We start from the raw sequence: 20881 nt of genomic DNA on the forward strand, positions 1-20881 counted from the left end.
ACGCGTTCACGATGCTCGCCACCGTGTCCCCCACCGTTCCCACCCGGGTCGTCATCAACGAACCGACAACGGTCGCAGCGGGTTACGCGCTGGCGCAGTTCGTCAACAGCGCCGGCGTCAACAGCACCGACGTCAGCGGCGCGGCGCCCGGCGTGCGCAACGCGGCGTCGATGGCGGCCAACCTCGCCGACCCGTCCACCGGCCGGCTCGGCGCCACTCTGCGGAGCGCACCCAACGGCTCGCAGACGTCGACGATGGCCGCGTTCACATCGCTGTCGAACGCCGTGTCGGCATGCACCGCGTCCGCCGACGGATGCGCGGCCCTTCGTTCGACGACCACCACCCCACTCGACGGCCGCCCCTCGACGCTGCTCGACGCCATGGCCAACATGGCCAAGAGCCCCTCCATCAACCCCGCCGGCCTGTTCGCGGTGTCGCTGCGCGACCAGGTACGTCCCGGCGGGCTTCCGCTGCCGCCGCCGGCATGGACCCTCGCCCTCCGCTTCGACGGCGGCGGCGGACTCCTCGCGGGCCCCGGCAACTTCGCGATCGGCGAGGGCGGCGACGTCTGGGTGAATGCCAACTACCAATTCGCTCCCGACCCCCGAACCCCGGTCTGCGACGGCAAATACCTGTTCCGCTTCGCGCCGAACGGCACACTGGTCGGCGGCCGACCCCTCACGGGCGGCGGGCTCAGCGGAGCGGGCTACGGCATCACCCGCGACCACGACGGCGACATCTGGGTCAGCAACTTCGGTTTCGCGGCACCGGCCCCGGGCTGCCCCACCGACCGTCAGCCGCCGCACAATTCGATGTCGGAGTTCAGCGCCGACGGCCGGGCGCTCTCGCCCGCGACCGGCTACACCGAGGGCGCGATCAGCTGGCCGCAGGGCATGGCCACCGACCGCAACGGGTCCATCTGGACCGCGAACTGCGCCACGGACTCCCTCACCGTCTACCCCGCCGGAGATCCGCGGCGCGCACGGAACATCGACCCGGGCGTCCAGCAGCCCTTCGACATCGTCGACAACGGTCGCGCCCTGTTCGTCAGCGGTCTGCAGAGCAGCTCGATCGCCGTGCTCGACCGCAACGGACGCGCACTGCGCGCTCCGATCACCGGCCCACAGGTCGACAATCCCCTCGGCCTGGCAACCGACGCCAGGGGCACTGTGTGGGTGGCCAATTCGGGCGTGATCACCCTGCCGTGCCCGGACCGCCCCACCCAGACGCCGTCCTACGGTTCCGTCACGGCCTTCGCACCCGATGGGCGCACCCTTGCCGGACCGCTCCGCGGCGGCGGGATCACCATCCCCTGGGGCATCACCACCGACGGCGACGGGAACGTCTGGGTGGCCAACTTCGCCGGCAAGCGCGTGTCGAAGTTCTGTGGCGCCGACGCCTCGACCTGCCCGCCCGGCAAGCGCACCGGTGACGCGATCTCGCCGGACGTGACCGGCTACTTCTTCGACGGCCTCACCCGCAGCACGGCGGTCATCGTCGACCCGTCGGGCAATCTCTGGGCGACGAACAACTGGAAAGAGGTTCCGCTGCAGACGAACCCCGGCGGATTACATGTCATCGCCTTCGTCGGCGCCGCGGCACCCGTGCCGCTGAGCTGACGAGCCGCGCTCAGGACTCGACGCGCAACCCCGCCAGATGGTCCCGGAGTACGCGTCGAGCCCGGTCCGGCGATTCGGTGCCGGCGAGGAGCAGGTGCATCGCCAGGCCGTCGACGAGAGCGTGCAACGCCATCGCCTGCGAGTCGAGATCGAGGTCCGCGCTGACCATCTCGTGCTCGTCGAGGACCGTCAGCACCGTGCGGCAGAGCGAGCGCAGGCCGTCGTGGGCCTCACGCGCCGCAGCCGCGAGCCCCGGATGGGCCACCGACTCGGTCACCATCGCGATGTTCACGTGCATCTCGACGCGCCGGTCGTCGTCGAGCGGCAGGACCTCCGACAACACGGCCTCGGCCCAGCGCAGCGGATTGCGGATCCGGTCGTGGCGTCGTAGTCGAACGGCGACGCGCTCGTAGATCAGCCGCATCGAGAACTCGAGCAACTCCTCTTTGTCGGCGAAGACGTGCCGGAGCGAACCCACCGAGATCCCCGCCTCGGCCGCCACCTCGCGGACCGACACTCCGGACGCACCGTCACGCAACACGATCCGCCACAGGGCCTCGGCTATCTCGGCACGTCGCCCGTCCCGGTCGATCAACTTGGGCATTGACTCATGGTAGTACACCCGTGCTACGTTGACCCGAGTTTTGATAGCACGGTTGTGTCAACAAAGAACGGAGACACGATGGCGACCCGACACGCGGCACTCGACGTCCTGCGCGGCATCGCGATCCTGGGCACCCTCGCCACCAACATCTGGATCTTCACCAACCCAGAGGGGTTGGTGGGATACATCCAGGGCGCGAATCACGCGACCGGCTCCTGGTCGATGGTCGAGGACCTCCTGCAGCAACTCGCCCAGGGAAAGTTCTTGGGCCTGCTGACGATCATGTTCGGAATCGGACTGGCCATCCAGCAGCGGTCGGCCGTTCGACGAGGCCGACCCTGGCCCGGTAGCTACTACTGGCGAGCCGCCTTGCTGTTCGTCGACGGCGTGATCAACTACTTCCTGTTCACCGAGTTCGACGTCCTCATGGGATACGCGGTCACCGGACTCATCGTCGCCTACCTGTTGTCGATGCGCCTCCGGCGCCAGTACGTCGCCATCGCGGTCGCGGCCTCGACACATGTCGCCCTGCTGGGCCTGGTGACGTGGGCCCTCCTCGCCGCCCCGGCCGGGTCGGGCGCCCGCACCGAACTGTCCCCGAATCCCTATGCGGACGGCAGTTTCGTCGACCTCATCGCCTTCCGCGCCGAGAATCTGCTGATGTTCCGTGCCGAGGTCGTCTTCATCCTGCCGATGTCGATCGCGCTGTTCCTCGTCGGCGCCGCCCTGCTACGCGCCGGCGTCCTGGAACCGCACGGCGCCCGGCTCCGGCGACGCCTGATGGCCGCCGGGCTGGGGGTCGCGCTTCCCCTCGACCTCGCCGTCGGGCTTGCCGGTGGCGACGCCGGACTCGTCGTCGGACGGTACGGGCTGGCGCCGGTCGTCGCACTGGGGCTGCTCGCCTGGGTGGCCGGGTACTACGCCGACGGTCACGCGCCCGGGCGGTTCGGCCGTGCGTTGACACCTGTCGGACGAATGGCGTTGTCCTGCTACGTTCTCCAGAACGCGATCGCGGGTGCGGTCTGTTATGGCTGGGGAGTGGGCCTCGCGCAGCACCTCGACGGCACGACGCTGGTCCCGGCCACCGTCGCCCTCTACCTCGCGATCGCCGCGATGCTCATGCTGTTCTCCCGCGTCTGGCTCAGCCGATTCGAGCGAGGTCCCCTCGAATGGTTGTGGCACCGCGGCTATGACCGCATCACCGGTTCCACCGACCGGCGGGTCGCACAGCCGAGCGTCGACGCACCGCGGTGACGGGCCCTCCCCCGCAGGTCGGACCACCATCCGAGGTGGGTTAGGCATCCGCACCACGGGGTACCCGATGTGCACCATCGTCCGATCGAGGAGTGAGTCGTGGACACCGCCATCTGGATCATCATCGCCGTCGTCGTCGTGATCATCATCCTTGCGCTCGTGCTGTTGCTGATACGTCAGCAGAAGGCGCGCCGCCGGGTACAGGCCGAGGAGATCAGGCAGAACGCCGCCCAGCAGGTCTCGTCGGTTCGCCATCGTGAGGCCGTCGCCGAGGAGGCCGACGCCCGGGCCCGCCAGGCCAAGGCCGAGGCGGATGCGAAAGCAGCCGAAGCCAAGCGCCTCCAAGAGCAGGCGCGCCACCACCAGGGGCATGCCGCGGAGTCGCGGCAGGAGGTCGAGAGCGAGTTCGCTCGCGCGGACCGACTCGACCCGGACGTTCGACGAAACGCCGACGGACGGAACGCCGACGGACGGAACACTGACGGACCGAACACCTACGGACGGAATTCCGACGCACGGGACGACTCGACCAGCGCAGGTCGTCACTCCGGCCAGCCGTCGAACAACCCGATCGATCCGCGCCACCGCCCCGGCGCAGACCCCCGCGGAGACCAGACCCCACCGAACGCTCGCTGACGAGTCCCTTCGACATGCGCGTGACGTGCGACCTGGCTCACGTCGACATGGAAGTGTGACCGAGCTCTTCAGAAAAGTGGTACTCAGTACCGAGTGTGAGTGGCTACCATTTTGTTGATCACTCGCCGCGCCCGTCGGGGGCCGGTTCCACGAAGACCGGAAGGTTCCCACGCCATGGCGTCGTTTCTGTTCAAGCTCGGGAGCTTCTGCTTCCGCCACAAATGGTCGGTGATCGCAGCCTGGCTGGCCGCGCTCATCGCGGTCGCCGGCCTGGTCGGCGCACTCCAGCCCAAGTTCGCGCAGGACTTCAGCCTCCCCGGCACCGACTCGGGAATTGCCACCGAACAGGTGGAGCAATACTTCCCGCAGGTCATGGCCCAGCAGGAACAGGCGTCCACGAGCATCCTCGTCGCCGCCGAGGACGGGCTGCAGAACCACACCGCGCAGCTGAACGAACTCGCCGCGGCCCTCCGCGGACTCCCCGACGTGATCGAGCCGCAGACCGTCGTCAACCCGCTGACCGTTGCGGCCGCTGATCCAGCACTGGCTGCGCAGGTCGTCGGCGACAACGGTCGCGTCGGCCTCATCCAGGTTCGCCAGGACATCCCGATCCTCGACCTGACCGTCGAGAACAAGGACGAACTGGTCTCGATCGTGGACGAGTTCTCCGTCGACGGCCTCCAGGTGGCGGCAACCGGGTCGCTGATGCAGGTGATGGAAGCAGGCGGCACGGCCGAACTGCTCGGTTTCGCCGTCGCCTTCGTCGTGATGATCGTGGCGTTCGGAGCTCTCATCGCCGCCTTCATACCTCTCGTCACCGCCATCGTCAGTGTCGGCATCACCATCCTGCTGCTCACGCTGTCGGCCGAGGCGCTGTCGATCAACGAGTCCGCCACCGCCATCGTCACGATGCTCGGCATCGCCGTCTCCATCGACTACGCCCTGTTCATCGTGTCCCGGTACCGCGCGGAACTCCTCCGCGGCGGCGCGCCGTCAGATGCCATCGGCCGAGCCGTCGGCACCGCCGGGTCGGCGGTGGTGTTCGCCGGCCTGACCGTGATCGTCGCGGTGGTGGCCCTCATGGTGATCGGCATCCCGATCATCACCCAGATGGGCGCGGGCGCCGGCGTCGCCGTGTTCATCGCGGTTCTGGCTGCTCTCACCCTCATTCCGGCCATTCTCGGTGCGTTCGGGCGGTTCGCCTTCCTACCTCGAATCCCCTGGATCAAGCACGAAGTGGAATCCGAGGACGACACCCTGGGTGTCAAGGTCGGGCGCACTGTCGTCAAGTGGCCCATCCCGTTCATCGTGATCGGCCTGCTGGCGCTCGCGGGCGCGGCCATCCCGGCCACCAAGCTGGAGCTCGGTCTGTCGCTGTCCAGCGAAGCCGAGGCACCCGCGCAGGAACTGCTGAGCCGAGGGTTCGGTGAGGGCATCAACGGCCCCTTGCTCGTCGTCGTGCACGACGAGGACGGCGCGATCAACGCCGCGGCCGAGGACACCGTCCGGCACATCGCGACACTGGGTGATGTCGCCAACCCCGAGGGGCTCACCTGGACGGGCAATCGGGCCGGCGACACCGCGCTCATCATGGTCACTCCGGAGAGCGCGCCGTCGTCAGCCGCCACACACGACCTGATGGAGCAGATCCGCGCCTTCGCACCGACGGTCGAGAATCGTGGCGCCGAACTGCATGTCGGCGGTCAGACAGCCATCATGTCCGATCTCTCCCAGAAGCTCGACGATGCACTCATCCCGTACCTGGTCGTGGTCGTCGGTCTCGCCTTCCTGATCATGATCGGCGTCTTCCGGTCGCTCTGGGTCCCACTCATCGGCACCCTCGGATTCGTCTTCTCGGTCCTGGCGACCTTCGGCGTCACCGTGGCGATCTTCCAGGAGGGCTGGCTGGGACTGATCACCCACACGCAGCCGATCATCTCCTTCCTGCCGATCTTCCTCATCGGTGTGGTGTTCGGGCTCGCGATGGACTATCAGGTGTTCCTGGTGACACGAATGCGTGAGGAGTTCATGCACGGCTTGTCGGCCAAGGAGGCGATCGTGGCCGGTTACCGGCACGGCGCACGAGTGGTGACCTCGGCGGCGATCATCATGATCAGCGTCTTCGCCGCATTCATGCTCTCCCCGGAGACGACCGCCAAGATGATGGGTTTCGCCTTGGCCGCAGCAGTGTTCTTCGACGCCTTCGTGATTCGCATGCTGGTCGTACCCGCGGTCATCGCACTTCTCGGTGACCGCGCATGGGGACTGCCGCGCTGGCTCGACCGTTTCGTCATCAACTTCGACATCGAAGGCGAAGCCGTCCGCCACCGCGGGCTCGAGGAACCGGACGACACCAAGACCCCGGTCCCCGCGAACTGAGCAGCTGCACAACCCTTTTGATGAAGAGTGAGCACACATGGGCGACCGCCTGACGGTGCACGCCACCTCCGACGCCCCGGGACCGATCCCGGGGCGTCGGATCGGCCTGCGCGAGAAGAACAAAATGCGCACCCGCAACGCGATCCGGCAGGCCGCGATCACGCTGATCGCCGAGCAGGGATATGCGAAGACGACCGTCGAGCAGATCGCCGAGGCGGCCGGGGTGTCGCACACGACGTTCTTCCGCTATTTCCCGTCGAAGGAACAGGTGGTCATCGGTGACGAGCATCTGCACGCCGAGGCGCACGCGATCGTCGAAGCGATGCCGCCCGGGCTCAGCCACTTCGACCTCATCCGGCGACTGATGACCGAACTGCACCGCCTCACCGTCGACGACCCCTGGGTGGGCAATCCCCTACGCATGCAGCTCATCCGCACCGAACCGTTGCTGCAGAAGACCTTTCAGGTCGAGGCCGAACGGATGATCTCCGACATGACGCAGCTGATCGCCGACTACCTCGGGGTCGCACCCGACGACTTCCGGTTGAAGGTCTTCCTCGACGCCGTGGCCGGGGTGACCTTTCATCTCGCCACCGAACTCGACGACAACCGCGAGGTGCCACAGCTCGAGACCACCCTGCGCGCCATCGACCTGCTCGAGCAGGGGTTGCCGGTCGGGTCGACGGACCCGTCTGACCGTTCGCCCGGCGAACATTCCGACTAGGATCTGGACCGTGATCTCGGACAGCGCCGCCCGACCTGGAACGACCGGCCGTCGACTCGGCTCCGCAGCAGGGGAGAGGTCCCGCCGGTCACGGTTGGCCACGTCTCTGGTCGGTACCGCAGCGGCACTCGCGGCCACCGTCTCGCTCGCGGCGCCGGCCCAGGCCGCGCCCGCCCGACCGACGCCGACCCCGTTCCCGGTCACCGACATCGCACGGCTGTATGCGTCGGACATCTCGTCGTATCCGGGCGGCGTCTACCTCCAGCCCGTCGAGACCTTCACCGCGTTGCGGCGGGACCACCCCGAGGTGATGACCCGCAATCTCGAGACCGCGGTCGCGATCAACCAGTCCGCGGTCGACAACCCGGGCCTGCAGCGTCGCGCGCTCGCCGATGCCCATGACGATCCGCTCCAGACGATGTCCGACGCCTTCGGCGCCCGCCTCGGACGCCACTTCCGCGACGCCCTCGCCGCCGGCCGGCTACCGAAGACCACAGCTCTGTTCAGCGACTACCTCGCCCGCGCGGGCGGACTCGCGAACGCGACGCTCGTCGAGAAGTACGTGTTCGGCTACGAGCGGCCGTTCATCGTGGCGCCGGAGCGGATCCGCAAGTACATGCGCGCCGGCGCGAGCGAGTACGACGCGCTGGGCAGCAATCCGTCGTTCCCCTCCGGTCACACCAGCCTGTTCTTCTGGCGGGGCACGTTGTTCGCCTCGATGCTGCCCGAGCTCGCGCCGCAGTTCCTCGCCCGCGCCTCCGAGGGCGGATTCCACCGCATCGTGCTGGGTGTGCACTACCCGCTCGACGTGATCGGTGGTGCGATGGTCGGCCAGGCCGCCGCCGCCGACCGCTGGAACGACCCCGAGTTCCGGCGGCTCCTGACCGCGTCCGCCACCGAGATCCGCAAGGAACTCGAATGGCGCTGCGGCGCAGCCCTCTCGGTGTGCATCGCGCGTGATACGCCCTATGCCACCGACGCCGAAGCCCAGGCGATCTACGCGCAACGCATGACCTACGGGTTCGGTCGCGTCGCATCGTCGACCCACCCGATGACGGTGCCGCCGCAAGCCGTCGACCTGATCGCCTCGGCGTATCCGCGGCTCACCGACGAGCAGCGACGCCAGGTACTGGCCCAGACCTCGGCCCCCGCCGGATATCCGCTCGACGATCAGCGCCCCGGACGCTCCTCCTGGCAGCGCCTCGACCTCGTGCGGGCTTACACCGCCGACGTCAGCGTCGGCCCCGACGGCCGCGTGACCGTTCGCCAGGACCCGCCGACCCGGCGGTAACCTAATCGTTTGTCCCACTGCCCGTTGCGAACTCATCGCGACGGGCAGTGTCGTCACCATCTGATCCAGAGTGTGTCCAGTTTGCGTCAACAGCTTGACACCGAAGTAAGGATGTGGCTACTTTTCGAGTGGCCCACATCACATCCGACGTGGACTCACCGCCGTGACCTGCGCGGACGGTGCCGGAATCGCGGACCCAGATACAGCGCTGGGTCGATGAACTCATTCCTTCTAAGCCCCGCCGGGGCGATGTCGCCATGCCCCTTTCCGGGGCGGTTCCGTCGTGCCCGGAGATCATCGGGAAAGGCAGTCGAAACATGCGTTGGTCGAATTCACGCAGGAGAGCCGGACGGTTGGCGGCAGTGGCCGTCGCCGCGGCGTGCATCTTCTCGGTCGTGTCGTGCAGCAGCGACGACGGCGGATCGTCGGACGGCTCAGCCGCGGATGCCAGTGGCACCAAGGCGTCGGGCGAGACGATCAAGGTGGGGTTGTTCAACCCCACCAAGGGACCCGCCACCCAGGGTGGCGTGACCACCGGCAAGGACGCCGCCCTGGACTACATCAACAACCAGATCGGCGGCATCGGCGGCCGGCCCGTCGAGATCGTCGACTGCGGGATCGACCAGACCGCACCGGAATCGACGGTGTCGTGCGCCAACCAGTTCGTCGAGGCAGGCGTGGTCGCCGCCATCGACGGGTACAACGCCGAATCCGCCTCCGCTGTACCCATTCTCACCTCGGCCGGCATCCCACTGGTCGGTCAGATCCCGTTCAACACCTCCACCGGCGCCTCGGCGGAGAACCGCGTGTACTTCGGTCCGCCACCCGCCGCCTTCCTCGTCGGCTTCATGCAGCAGCTCAAGGCCGCGAACAAGAACTCGCTGACGCTGGCGAATGCCGACCTCCCACAAGCACATCAGGTGTTCGACGGCTTGATGAAGCCGCTCGGCGCCCAGCTCGGCATCGACGTCAAGTCGGTCTACTACCCGCCGACCGGCCCGAATTTCACCTCGTTGGCCACCACCCTGGCCGAGGGCAATCCCGCCGCGGCCGGTCTGATGACCTCCCAGAACGACAACGTGTGCACCAAGCTCGCCCAGTCGTTGCGCTCGGTGAACTACGAGGGCACCATGTTCATGGCGGCCTGCACCGACTTCATCGACACCATGGGTGCGCAAGCCGTTGGCGCACAGACGTACTCACCGATCTGGCAACCCCCGGCCATCGACTCCGCACCGGAGCCGGCCAAGGCGAACCTCGAGATCGCCCAGAAGTTCATCGACGAGCAGGGCGGCACCGGGGGCTTCTACGCCTACGGCACGTTCGCGACCCTCGCCGACTTCGCGATCACGCTCAACAACGCCAAGGTGACCGATTACACCGGACCCAACGTGCTCGGTGCGTTGAAGGCAGTCACGGACTACCAGTCCTTCATCGGCCCGAAGCTCAACTGCGGTAAGCCGACCACGCCGAACTGCACCACCGAGATGCTGCTGTTCGACGTCGTCGCCGAGAAGAAGACCGAACCCGCCACCGGCGGTTTCATCACCCCGCTCCCGGCTGCGCTGCAACGCATCCCGGGCGCCTACTGAGACAGGTCGTGACGTGGCGGGGTGGACACCCACCCCGCCACACCCGGCTCTGCCCCCCGTCCTGAAGCCTCGACCCCCCGAATCCCGCACCCCTCACGCGCGTGAGATCCGTCCGCGCCGAACGAATGAGTACGCCACATGGGCCAGTTCCTCCAGTTCGTCTTCCTCGGACTATCCGCCGGTGCCATCTACTCGGTGCTCGCGTCGTCCCTCGTGGGCATCTATGCCGCCACCGGCATCATCAACTTCGCGCAGGGCGCCATCGGCCTGTACTCGGTCTACCTCGTCGCGGCGCTACGCACCGACGGCAGCCTCGTCCTGCCAATCGGCACCCTGCAACTCGGCAGTGAATCCGAGCCCACGTCAATGGAACTCGCGCTGGTGCTCGGTGTACTCAGCGCGGTGGTCTGGGCGCTGCTCGCGCATGTGCTCATCTTCCGGCCGCTACGCTCGGCTCCGGTGCTCGCACAGGTGGTCGCCTCCGTGGGCCTCATGCTCTTCATCCAGGCCCTGGTGCATCTACGTTTCGAGACCGAGAACCTCTTCGCGGAGGCGATCCTGCCGGAGAACACCATCGACATCGCCGGTGCGGTCGTGAACGTCTCGGATCTGATCCTGGCCGGTGTCGCCATCGTGATCTCCCTCGTCCTCTGGGCCTACTTCCGCCTCACCACCCTGGGCGTCGCGACTCGCGCCGGGTCCGAAGACGAACTGGCGGCGCGACTCTCGGGCTACTCCCCCGACCGCCTCGCGGGCATCGTGTGGGCATTGACGGGAGCGGCCACCGGACTCATCGTCGTGCTCGCGTCGTACACGATCGGACTCACCGAGACCAGCTACACCTTCTTCGTCATCCCGGCGCTGGCAGTCGCGCTCGTCGGCCGGCTCACCTCCTTCGGAATCGCCTGCGCCGCAGGCCTCGTGCTGGGCGCTTTCCAGTCGGTGATCACCTGGCTCACCACCAAGGACTGGTGGCCCGAATGGGCGCAGGCCGGCCTCGGCGACGCCCTCCCGTTCATCATCGTCGTCGTCGCCCTCTTCCTCCTCGGCGGTCGTATCCCCTCCCGCGGTTCGCTCGGCGAGGTGCGGATGCCCGCGGTCCGCATCCCACGCATCCGGGTGATCCCGACGGTCGTCTGCATCGCCGTCGTCGTCGCGGCCATCCTGGTCACCTCCGGCAGCTGGCGTTTCGGCGTCGTCACCTCGGTGATCCTCAGCCTCATCGCCCTGTCCCTGGTGCTGCTCACCGGTTATCTCGGCCAGATCTCGCTGGCCAGCATGGCGTTTGCCGGTGCGGCCGGTTTCGCGCTCTCGAAGCTGACCACCAACTGGGATGTGCCCTTTCCGTTCAGCATGATCTTCGCGGCGCTGATCGCGACCGGTCTCGGCGTACTGGTGGGCGTACCCGCACTGCGGATCCGAGGCGCCCAGCTCGCCGTCGTGACATTGGCGGCAGCACTGGCGATCCAGAGCTTCGTCTTCAACAACCCGGCCATCACCTCCTTCGAGGGCAACCTCATCGCGGACCCGACGATCTTCGGCATCGACCTCGGTGTCCGCGACGGCACCAACCTCGTCACGATCCGGTTCTCGCTGATGGTCCTCATCGTCGTCGCGATCGCGACCCTGGTGGTGCTGCGCTTCATGGGTGGCTCCACCGGCCGTGCCTTCCTGGCCGTACGGTCCAACGAGCGCGCGGCGTCGTCGGTCGGGATCAATGTGGCCGCGACCAAGTTGCTCGGTTTCGCGCTGTCGGCGTTCCTCGCCGGCATCGGTGGCTGTCTCATCGGTTACAGCCGGGGCCAGCTGTCGGCCGGCTCGTTCACGGTCATGATCGGGCTCACCCTGCTCGCGATGACCTACGTCGGTGGCATCACCTCGTTCGCCGGCGCGGTTCTCGCCGGCATCATCGGACCGCTGGGCGTGGGCTACGTGTTCCTCAACCAAACCCTCAGTCTCGGTGAGTACTACGAGCTCTTCGCGGCCGGCAGCCTGCTGCTGATGGCCGTGCTGAACCCGGTCGGCGTCGCCGGTGCGATGTCGGAGTTCGGCGAGCGGATACGCGCACACCGCCACCGACCGCCGCCCCATCCGGAAGCCCCGGGGGCGGCCCAGAACGCACCGGAGGGCGCACATGTCTGAGTCGACACTCGACAAGCCGGCCACGGCGCCGACACTTCTCGAGACCGGTGGACTGTCGGTCCGGTACGGCGGCGTCAGCGCCAATTCCGACATCGACATCTCGGTCGCAGCAGGCGAGATCGTCGGGCTGATCGGCCCCAACGGCGCAGGCAAGACCACGTTCGTCGACGCGGTCACCGGGTTCACGAAGGCCACCGGCACGGTGTCACTGCGCGGGGAGCGACTCGACAAGGCGAGCCCGCATCGCCGACGCCGGGCGGGTATGGCCCGGACATGGCAGGCAGGCGAACTGTTCACCGATCTGACCGTCGCCCAGAACCTTGCCGTGGCAGTACAACCCGTCGGCCTGCGGGCCATGCTCGCCGACGTCGTCAACGGGTCCCGACCCCCGGCCGACGTCATCTCCTCGGCGCTCGAACTCGTCGGCCTGGCCGATGCCGCCGATCAACTCCCCGGCGAGCTGACCCTCGGGCAGCAGAAACTCGTGGGCGTGGCCCGCGCGCTGGTCGGCGGGACCCAGCTCGTCCTGCTCGACGAACCGGCCGCCGGGCTCGACACCCACGAGAGCCGCGACTTCGGCATCGAACTCCGTCGGATCGCCGCGACCGGCATCGGCATCCTGCTCATCGACCACGACATGTCGCTGGTGCTCGACGTCTGCGACCGTCTGTACGTGCTCGACTTCGGTCGTGTCATCGCCAGCGGACCACCGGCCGCCATCCAGGACGATCCCGCGGTGATCTCGGCCTACCTCGGCAGCCCCGAGGTGGACCCGGATGCGGTCGTCGATCCACCTGTTCCGCCGGCCGGCCCGTCCGGTGGGGGCATCGACACCGAACGACCGTCAGACATCGGCCCGACCGGGCACGCCCCGAAGGAGACGCCATGAGCACGCACGCCGAGTCGTCGTCCACGCCGAACGGACCGGGATCGACGACACCCGACCCGGCCGCACCGGTGCTGGAGATCGACCAGATCACCGTCGGCTACGGCGGGGTCCCTGCCGTCCGCGGTCTCAGCGCGTCCGTCCGGCCGGGCGAGATCCTGGCTCTGCTCGGCCCGAACGGGGCCGGCAAGACGACGAGCCTCCTCGCCGCGGTCGGTGCGCTCGGCCTGATGTCGGGCACGGTCACCGCCCTGGGCGATCCGATCGACCGCCGGATCGAACGCAATGCGCGTCGCGGGGTGACTCTGGTACCCGACACGCGCGGGGTGTTCCACCGGCTGTCGGTGTCGGACAACCTCCGTCTCGCCAGACGTCGCAACGGACCCGACCTCGACACCGCCTACCAGTACTTTCCCAAACTCAAGACGATGCGGGGGCGGCGCTGCGGCAATCTGTCCGGTGGCGAACAGCAGATGCTGGCGCTCGCCAAGGCGCTGCTCGCGAATCCGAGAGTGCTGCTCATCGACGAACTGAGCCTCGGTCTGTCCCCGGTCGCGGTCCAGGACCTGCTGCCCCGCTTGCGGTCGATCGCCGACGAACACCAGATGGCGGTCGTCCTCGTCGAGCAGCACATCGACCTGGCGCTCGGCATCGCCGACGCCGCGATCGTGCTCCACCACGGTCGTGTCGCACTCTCGGCGCCCGCAGGCGAACTCCGCAGTCGCCGAGACATGGTCGAGGCGGCCTACTTCGGCCGCACCGTCGACGATCTCGCCTCCTAGGCCGCACGACGAGCAGAGGCGCAGGACGAGACGAACGGGGACCGGACGACGTGGCCGTCGGAGACGAGAACGATCCGGTGCGGACGGATGCCGACACCGCACGACCCCCACGGAACACACGCAACCGGCCCACCGACGACGAATTGCTCGACGCCGCGTGCGCGGTCATCGCCGAGGTCGGTGCCGAACGCGCCACGATGACCGCCATCGCCGAACGCGGCGGCACCACCCGGGTGACCCTGTACGCGCACTTCGACTCCCGCGACGAGCTGGTCAATCGCGTGATGACCCGCGAACTCGACACCTTCACCTCGTTCATGTTCGAGGTGTACGACGCGAGTGAGAACATGCCCTACGGGGCCCGTGCCCGCCATTCGGTGCTCGCCTTGTTCGACTACGCCCGACGCCACCCGGAAGGCCTGCGCGTCCTCATCGGTCATCGGGAGGGCGGCAGCGACCGCCGGCTCTATGCCGCGCTCGAACCCCGGATCGCCGCACGCCTGCGTGACAACTACGCCGAACGCGGGGCGCGGATCGCCGCCAGTGCGGACACCCTCGCCTCGCTCCTGCTGGGCATGAGCCTCGACGTCGCGCACCGCGCGCTCATCGTCGACGGCGCCGGCGTCGACGAGGCCTGCGACCTCGCGATCACCGCGACCCTCGCCGTCCTCCGCGACGTGCGCCCGGAACAGCTGCGGGCGCTCGACGAGTCACTCGGCGGGCGCTGACGACCGGATCGATCACCCCAGCCATCGTCCCGCCCGGCGGCTGTGCGCCGCCTTCGTGCCCGACGGCAGCCGATCGTAGGCCCGCGCGAGGAAGTTGGAGCGCGCGTTGGCCTCGAAGACGTCCCGGTGGTCGCGCACGAACGTCCAGTAGAGCCCGTCCCAGTCCTCGGTCCAGTCCCCGGCCGGGATGTCCGACATCTTCTTCAGGTAGTTGCTACCCGAGACGTAGGGCTTGGTGGTGATCGCCTCGCCCGCCGCGAACTGACTCATCGCGTACACGTTCGGGACCATCACCCAGTCGTAGGCGTCGACGAACATCTCCATGAACCACTCGTAGATCTCCTCGGGGTCGATACGGAGCAGGCACATCGCATTGCCGAGGACCATCAATCTCTCGGTGTGGTGGGCATACCCGTGTTCGAGGACCCGCCGGATCACGAGATCCACCGGTTCGAGGCCGGTCTCCGCGGTCCACCACCCGTCCGGCAGCCGGCGATCGTGACCGAGGTGGTTCCGGCTGCGGAGGCCACGTCCGCGGATCTCATACGAGGCCCGCATGTACTCCCGCCAGCCGATCAGCTGCCGCACGAAACCCTCGAGGCCGGCCAGCGGGACGCGGTTTCGAGCGCCGACCTCCAGCGCCCTGGTCAGCACCGTGCGCGGACTCAACAGCCCGATGTTGAGGCCGGGCGTCAGCAGCGAATGGAAGACGAAGGGGTGCTCGGCGCTGATCGCATCCTCGTACGGACCGAACTCCGCGAACCGGTCGGCGAGGAACTGTTCGAGCATCGCCCGCGCCTCGTCGTGAGCCGTCGGCCACCCGAAGGCGTCCGCGTCGCCCGGGTTGTCGGGGAACGCATCCGACACCCAGGCGATCGCGGCGTCGACCTCCGGATGTCGCGCGGGCGGTGTCGGTTGCGGAACCTCGTGGCCCTTCGGCAGCTTCTTCCGGTTCTCGGAGTCGTAGCTCCACCGGCCGCCCTCCGGCTTGCCGTCGTCGTCGACGAGGATGCCGAGCCGCCGGCGCTGCCAGGTGTAGAACTGCTGCATCCGCGGCCGGCTGCCGCCGAAGAACTCCCGGAGCTGGCGACGGGTGGTCAGGAAGTTCGGGCTCTCGGCGATGTCGTCGGCCGCGAGCGGGCACCCGGCATGGTCGAAGGCCGCCAGCAGATCCCCGGACAGCCAGTCGTCGACGACGTCATAGAGGTGGATGGACGACGGCTTCCGACGCGACAGGTGGGCGACGAGTTTGTCGTGACTGGACTGCTGGGCGTCGGTCTCCAGGATGTCGACGTCGAAGCCCCGGTCCCGCAACCGATCGGCGAACCTGCGCATACTCGCCCGGTGCAGGACGAGCTTCTGTACGTGGAACCGGTACTGCCGGAACATGAGATCGTGTTCGACGAGAACGAAGCGGGTGCCGGGCTCCGCGTCGAGGTGTGATTCGAACAACTGATGCGGGAGCACCACCCGGACCACACCGCCGGACGGAACGGACATCGGCTCTCCTCTCTGCCTCCGCTGGTCGAGCGCCCCCAGCTGGTTGAGCTTGTCGAAACCACTCCGACGCACCCTCCACTCCCGACTTGGACGCGCCCCTCAAGGACCGGACAAGTCGACCCCAAGTTCGCACCAAGCGCCTGGCGACATCCTGTTGTCCATCACCCGATCACCACGATGAGCAGCCGAGACCGGGCATCCGCCCACTCCAGACGATAGGAACGACGATGTCGCGCAGCATCCCCAGCTATTCGCAAGCCTCCGCCGATCGGATTGCCGGACCCGGCGACGACGTGCCGCCCGTGGCCAGGCCCTTCTGGCAGTTGGGTCGGCGTGCCGCGGTGATCGCGGCCTGCGTGGGCTTCTCGGCGCTGGCGGCCTGCAGTGTCAGCGTCGGCACGCAGTCGATCGAGGAGGCCTCCGACATCGACGTGGGCGAGTGCCTGCAGATCGGCTCGGAGGCCGGCGAGGGCAAGGTCGAGGCGACGAAGGCCGACTGCGAAGGAACCGAGGGGCTGACCTTCTACGCCGCCGACAAGGTCAACACCTCGGCGGAGTGCGGCACCCCCAACACCTCTGCGCTCACGTTCGGTGAGGGCGACCAGAAGCTCTGCCTCACACCCAACTTCGCGGTCGACGCGTGCTACCAGATCCCGGTCAACGGCGGCAAGCTCGCCGACTACCGCGAGGTCGAGTGCAGCGCCTCCCCCGCGGACAGCACCATCCTCGCCAAGACCGTCAGCCGGGGCGGGGATTCCCTCACCTGCACCGAGGACGAGACGAAATGGTCGTTCGCGCAGCCTGTCTCGGTCGGCTACTGCCTGACCGAGGACGTCACCGCCGCCAGCCGCTTCGAGGGCTGATCGGCGCTCTGGGGTCCGAGCGCGGCGTCGACCAGGTCGTGGGTGACGCGGTAGTCCGTGCGCATCCGCGCCATCGCGACGTCCCGTGCGCGATAGGCTTTCTCGAGCCGAGTCCGCGCGCGTCGGGCTCCCCCGACCCGCTGCACCGACCCGGCCGCCGCGAGGACCGGCCCGACCCGGCTCAGGACATGCTTGAGCCGGCCGTCGGGAATCCGGAGCGCATCCGCGTCGGCGTCGCCGATGAAGACCCGCTGCAGGCCGTGCATCGTCGTCGCCGCAAGCCGGTGTCGGAGCGCCGCCGGTCCGGGGAAGACCGCGGCCAATTCCGGTACCAGGTAGTCGTCGGTCAGCGCGACGACGAAGTCCCGGTCATCGGGGCCCGGCCCCGGTGAGGTCAACCGGTAGAGGTCTTCGATGCGGACGTGGTCGGCCTCGCACACCGGGTTGAGCTCGGGACTCATGCCGACGACGTGCCCGACGTATCGCCACAGGTGGTAGATGTCGTCGAGTTCGCGGTCGGTGAACCGCACCCCGAGCTTGTGCATCGCGTCGATCGCGATGTGCCCGAACTCGGCGATCGTGAACGCCATGTACGGCTGCGGGATCGGCACGCCCCAGGCCTTCTCGTCCCAGTCCCCGCGTGTGAGCAGCATGTGGCGGACGTGCGCGTGGATCATCCGGACCCGTACCGTGTACGCGAAACCGGCTCCGTCACGACGCATCCCGCCGGGCGTGAGCACCTGACCCAGCCATTCACCGACCTCGACCGAGCGCACCGCCGGCTGTGACACATACCGTCCGGTGACCGCGAGCGGCTTGCCCGCGATCGTGTTGCCCGCCCCGCGGACCAGCGAGGCCGCGCCGAGCACGATGCCCAATGGAGCGGTGTTGACGACCAGCGCATCAGCCGCGCGGCTCATCCGGTCGTGATCGACCCAGTCGGGCTCGTCGTCGAGGAACCCGAACAATGCGCGCAGCGAGTCGGTGGCGTCGTCGACCGAGTCGATGCCGCTCTCCAGCGCCGCCCGCAGCACGGTCGTCGTGGGGCCGCCGGGCTGCCGGTCGGCGGCCACGGCGTCGGCGAGTGGGTCCGCGAGCCACATCTGGTCGAGCCAGTCACGGCCGGCCGTCCCGAACCGCTGTACGGCGAGGTCGGTGTTCACGAGGTCGGCGGGCGCGGTCCGTTCCATCAATCCATGAGAACACGAGCAATCCTCACTTACCATTCACTTTTGATGGCATCGTCGACGAACTCGAAAAGTACAGCACTGCAACGACGCAGTGCGCCGAAACAGCAACGCAGCCGGGAGATGCGCCAGCGGCTGCTCACATCCACCCTCACTCTTTTGGAGCGTCGCCCCGGCCGCCGGCCGACGACCGCCGAACTCGCCGGCCACGCGCACGTGAGCATCGGGACGGTGTACCGCTACTTCGCCGACATGGACGCGATCGTCGAGGAGCTGCGCCTCGCCGCCGTCCACGACATCACCGCGACCCTCGCGAGCGGTATCGGCCGGGCGATGGACCAGCAACCGGACATCGCGATGGTCACGGTGGTCGAGACCCTGGTGTCGTCGTTCGAGTCGCACGCGCCGGTACTGCGTGCCTCACTCGAGATCGGCGAGCACGGCTTCGGCGACGCCTGGGCGGAGGTCGAGGGACCCCTCCTCCCGCTCGCGCGGATTCTGCCGTCGCGTCTGCGGCCCGACCTCGACGACCGGGCCATCGACGAACTGGTGTTCCTCACCATGGGCGCGACCGCCAGCCTGTGCCTGCGCATCGCGTTGCAGCGGCCGCGGGACGCCGACCGGGCGTCGCTCGTCGCGATGGCGGCGCGAATGCTGCTGGCGGCTTTCGATTCGCCACCGGCCGATGCTGCCGGTTGAGGTCCGGGTCTCAGAGGCTGCGCTGTTTTGCGTACTCCGCCATAGCCGTTCGCTCCGCCTCGTGTTTGGGGTAGAAGAAGAACACCACGGCCGCACCGAGCAGGACGATGCCGGCCGCCGCGCCGTAGGCGTTCTTGTCACCCTGGACGAACGCGTCGCGGGCCGCACCGATGATCTGATCGGCATACTGCGGGTAACGCTCGGCCATGACCTCGGCACTCGAGAACGACTTCGTGAGCGCGGCTTCGGTCTGTTCGGTCACCTGGTCGGCCTGCGGTGAATCGGAGATGCTCTGCTGCAACTGGTTTGCGTAACCCGCCGTCAGGATCGCGCCGAGGGTGGACTGCAGGATCGCGCCGCCGAGGTCGCGTTGCAGATCGGACATGCTCGACGCCATCCCGGCGCGCTGCACCGGCACCGAGCCGGTCAGCGACTGCGACGCCGGGGTGCCGGCGAGACCGACGCCCACCCCGACGAGGACGTAGACCAGGCCCACATGCCAGAAGTGGGCGTGCTCGTCCCAGGTGAGCATCGCGAGCACCAGGCCGACGACGATGAACGCGTAGCCCGACAGCAAGGTGAAGCGCGAACCCATGTTCTGCACCAGCTTTGCCGACCGTGGTGCCACGACGATCATGGCGGCCGCCGCGGGGAGGATCGTGGCGCCGGCCGCGAGGGTGGAGTATCCGAGCACGTTCTGCATGTACTGCTGCCCGATGAACATCGCTCCCATGAGCGTGCCGAACACGATCAGCCCGCCCACCGCCGCGACCCAGAAGGTCCGTCGGGACGCGATGCGGAGGTCGAACAACGGAACCCGCACCCGCAGCTGCCGCCAGACGAAGCCCGCGCCGGTGAGCAACGCGATCGCGGCCAGGATGTAGACCTGGAGTCGCTGATCGGAGTTGGGGGCGAAGTTGATCGCGAGCACGAGCGACCCCACCATCACGATGGACACGACGCCGCCCAGGTTGTCGACGACCGCGGCCTCGTCACCGTTGTCGGCGGGCACCAGCCGCCATGCGGCGAGCAGCGCGACGACGGCCAGCGGCAGGGTCACGAGGAACACCGAGTGCCACGACAGGACCTCGAGCAGAGCCCCGGACAGCACGGGCCCCAACGCCGAGATCGCACCGCCGAACGCCGACCACGCGGCGATCGCGCGGACGCGTTTCGGTCCCGACCACAGGGCGGTGATCACCGCGAGGGTGGTCGGGAAGGCCAGGCCCGCCGCGATGCCACCGACCAGGCGGGCGCCGAACAGGACCTCGACGTTGGGCGCGAACCCGGCGACGAGCGACGCCGGGATCGACAGGCACATACCGATGACGAGCATTCGCTTGCGGCCGTGCCGGTCTCCCAGCGCGCCGAAGTAGAGCACCGACGCCGCGAGGCCGAGCGAGTAGCCGACCGCGACCAGGTTCAGCTGCGTCGAACTCGCGTCGAGCGCCTTCCCGATGTCGGGCAGCGCGACATTCGCCACCGCGAGATTGATGTTGGCCACCCCGGCCACCAGGATCAGCGCGACCAGGATCGCTTTCGCCCGCTTCGGGGCCGTACCCGCCTCGACCACGGCCGTTGTCGACGTCATCGGGGAATCGTACGTGCGCGAGGACCATTGGGCCCGGGATCTCAGCGGACCGGGCACAAACCGGTCACGCGATCACGTTGCTGTTCGTCCCGGAGGCCGGGACGAACAGCAATGGGATCTCAGTGAGTCCGATCAGAGACAGACGCTGATGGTGACCGGCCCGATCGGGATGCCGAAGCAGATCGCGACCGAACCGACAGCCTGGACGGGCTGCACCGGTTGCACTGCCGGCGCGGCCGAGGCCGTCGGCGCGGTGGCCAGACCGATCGCGCAGGCGGCACCGGCGGCGGCCACCCCGACAGACGTACGACGCATGATCCTGGACATGCTCATGAGCAGCTCCCCTCGAGCTCGAGTCCCCCCGGACAACCCTGCGGATGGGGTCAACACGCAGGTGATGGTGA

18 protein-coding genes are annotated in these 20881 nt (G+C 68.1%); 13 read left to right on the plus strand and 5 right to left on the minus strand.

What is annotated here, in order from left to right:
• Positions 1-23: 23 nt before the first annotated feature.
• Positions 24-1619, plus strand: a complete 1596-nt coding sequence (locus ABIC25_RS12915) for an NHL repeat-containing protein (protein WP_354561757.1) — start codon at positions 24-26, stop codon at positions 1617-1619.
• Between the two features lie 10 nt (positions 1620-1629).
• Here the strand turns inward: ABIC25_RS12915 and ABIC25_RS12920 are convergent, their stop codons facing one another.
• The gene (locus ABIC25_RS12920) at positions 1630-2223 is read right to left on the minus strand and encodes a TetR/AcrR family transcriptional regulator (RefSeq protein ID WP_239401243.1); all 594 of its coding nucleotides are present in this window, start codon (positions 2221-2223) and stop codon (positions 1630-1632) included.
• A gap of 78 nt (positions 2224-2301) precedes the next feature.
• Between ABIC25_RS12920 and ABIC25_RS12925 the strand changes: the two genes are divergently transcribed.
• From ABIC25_RS12925 to ABIC25_RS12970, 10 genes are all read left to right on the plus strand, one after another.
• Positions 2302-3477 carry a DUF418 domain-containing protein gene (locus ABIC25_RS12925; RefSeq protein ID WP_354561758.1) on the plus strand — a complete coding sequence of 392 codons (1176 nt, stop codon included), beginning with the start codon at positions 2302-2304 and terminating at the stop codon, positions 3475-3477.
• Between the two features lie 99 nt (positions 3478-3576).
• On the plus strand, positions 3577-4113 hold the full coding sequence (locus ABIC25_RS12930) for a hypothetical protein (protein WP_354561760.1): 537 nt from the start codon (positions 3577-3579) through the stop codon (positions 4111-4113).
• A 174-nt stretch (positions 4114-4287) separates the two neighbouring features.
• Positions 4288-6492, plus strand: coding sequence for an MMPL family transporter (locus ABIC25_RS12935; RefSeq protein WP_354561762.1), 2205 nt, complete (start codon positions 4288-4290; stop codon positions 6490-6492).
• A gap of 37 nt (positions 6493-6529) precedes the next feature.
• Complete coding sequence (locus ABIC25_RS12940; RefSeq protein WP_239401235.1) at positions 6530-7216, plus strand: TetR family transcriptional regulator; 687 nt, start codon at positions 6530-6532, stop codon at positions 7214-7216.
• Between the two features lie 106 nt (positions 7217-7322).
• A complete protein-coding gene (locus ABIC25_RS12945; RefSeq protein ID WP_354562029.1) occupies positions 7323-8507 on the plus strand; it encodes a phosphatase PAP2 family protein in 1185 nt (394 codons plus the stop codon).
• A 317-nt stretch (positions 8508-8824) separates the two neighbouring features.
• Positions 8825-10099: an ABC transporter substrate-binding protein gene (locus ABIC25_RS12950; protein ID WP_172622070.1), complete on the plus strand. Its 1275-nt coding sequence runs from the start codon at positions 8825-8827 to the stop codon at positions 10097-10099.
• A gap of 138 nt (positions 10100-10237) precedes the next feature.
• Positions 10238-12241, plus strand: coding sequence for an ABC transporter permease (locus ABIC25_RS12955; RefSeq protein ID WP_354561763.1), 2004 nt, complete (start codon positions 10238-10240; stop codon positions 12239-12241).
• A complete protein-coding gene (locus ABIC25_RS12960; RefSeq protein ID WP_354561765.1) occupies positions 12234-13130 on the plus strand; it encodes an ABC transporter ATP-binding protein in 897 nt (298 codons plus the stop codon). The genes ABIC25_RS12955 and ABIC25_RS12960 overlap by 8 nt, the downstream gene beginning before the upstream one ends.
• Positions 13127-13909 (plus strand): ABC transporter ATP-binding protein, encoded by a 783-nt coding sequence (locus ABIC25_RS12965; RefSeq protein WP_239403989.1) that lies wholly within the window; start codon positions 13127-13129, stop codon positions 13907-13909. The genes ABIC25_RS12960 and ABIC25_RS12965 overlap by 4 nt, the downstream gene beginning before the upstream one ends.
• A gap of 50 nt (positions 13910-13959) precedes the next feature.
• On the plus strand, positions 13960-14637 hold the full coding sequence (locus tag ABIC25_RS12970; protein WP_064571199.1) for a TetR/AcrR family transcriptional regulator: 678 nt from the start codon (positions 13960-13962) through the stop codon (positions 14635-14637).
• A gap of 12 nt (positions 14638-14649) precedes the next feature.
• Here ABIC25_RS12970 and ABIC25_RS12975 read toward each other — a convergent pair whose 3' ends face one another.
• The gene (locus tag ABIC25_RS12975) at positions 14650-16137 is read right to left on the minus strand and encodes a cryptochrome/photolyase family protein (RefSeq protein ID WP_354561766.1); all 1488 of its coding nucleotides are present in this window, start codon (positions 16135-16137) and stop codon (positions 14650-14652) included.
• A gap of 227 nt (positions 16138-16364) precedes the next feature.
• Between ABIC25_RS12975 and ABIC25_RS12980 the strand changes: the two genes are divergently transcribed.
• Positions 16365-17000, plus strand: coding sequence for a hypothetical protein (locus tag ABIC25_RS12980; protein ID WP_064571197.1), 636 nt, complete (start codon positions 16365-16367; stop codon positions 16998-17000).
• Here ABIC25_RS12980 and ABIC25_RS12985 read toward each other — a convergent pair.
• Positions 16952-18190, minus strand: coding sequence for an oxygenase MpaB family protein (locus ABIC25_RS12985; RefSeq protein WP_354561767.1), 1239 nt, complete (start codon positions 18188-18190; stop codon positions 16952-16954). The two genes, ABIC25_RS12980 and ABIC25_RS12985, sit on opposite strands and share 49 nt — an antisense overlap.
• 120 nt (positions 18191-18310) lie before the next feature.
• Here ABIC25_RS12985 and ABIC25_RS12990 point away from each other — a divergent pair, with 120 nt between their 5' ends.
• Complete coding sequence (locus ABIC25_RS12990) at positions 18311-18886, plus strand: TetR/AcrR family transcriptional regulator (RefSeq protein WP_004022469.1); 576 nt, start codon at positions 18311-18313, stop codon at positions 18884-18886.
• Between the two features lie 10 nt (positions 18887-18896).
• Here ABIC25_RS12990 and ABIC25_RS12995 read toward each other — a convergent pair whose 3' ends face one another.
• The gene (locus tag ABIC25_RS12995; RefSeq protein ID WP_354561768.1) at positions 18897-20477 is read right to left on the minus strand and encodes an MFS transporter; all 1581 of its coding nucleotides are present in this window, start codon (positions 20475-20477) and stop codon (positions 18897-18899) included.
• A 132-nt stretch (positions 20478-20609) separates the two neighbouring features.
• The gene (locus tag ABIC25_RS13000) at positions 20610-20810 is read right to left on the minus strand and encodes a hypothetical protein (RefSeq protein ID WP_033205197.1); all 201 of its coding nucleotides are present in this window, start codon (positions 20808-20810) and stop codon (positions 20610-20612) included.
• Positions 20811-20881: the final 71 nt, after the last annotated feature.

Origin of the sequence: Gordonia sp. PvP123, from assembly GCF_040547295.1 — a bacterium.
In the GTDB taxonomy this organism is placed as follows: Bacteria; Actinomycetota; Actinomycetes; order Mycobacteriales; family Mycobacteriaceae; genus Gordonia; species Gordonia terrae.